This window comes from Neisseria sp. P0001.S005 (assembly GCF_051963715.1).
In genome coordinates, this window is record NZ_JBQCTZ010000595.1 from 1 (window position 1) to 461 (window position 461).

A 461-nucleotide genomic window follows, 5' to 3' on the forward strand; every position below is an offset into this window, starting at 1 on the left:
ACACTGGCCGGCGCAGAAGTCGAACTCGTCCAAGAAATCGCACGCGAAATCCGCCTCAAAAACGCCCTGCAGCTCGTTGCCGACGACTACGACTACGTCCTCATCGACTGCCCCCCGTCCCTGACCCTGCTCACCCTCAACGGCCTGGTCGCCGCCAACGGCGTCATCGTCCCCATGCTTTGCGAATACTACGCCCTCGAAGGCATTTCCGACTTAGTGGCCACCGTCCGCAAAATCCGCCAAGCCATCAACCCCGACCTCGACGTAACCGGCATCGTCCGCACCATGTACGACAGCCGCAGCCGCCTCGTCGTAGAAGTCAGCGAACAGCTCAAACAACACTTCGGCAACCTGCTCTTTGATACCGTCATCCCCCGCAACATCCGCCTCGCCGAAGCCCCCAGCCACGGCCTCCCCGCCCTCGCCTACGACGCCCACGCCAAAGGCACACAGGCTTATCT

1 protein-coding gene is annotated in these 461 nt (G+C 62.0%); it reads left to right on the forward strand.

From position 1 onward, the window contains the following. Positions 1 to 461: ParA family protein (locus ACTHSP_RS21875; RefSeq protein WP_440346994.1), on the forward strand; the 461-nt coding region annotated here is incomplete at both ends.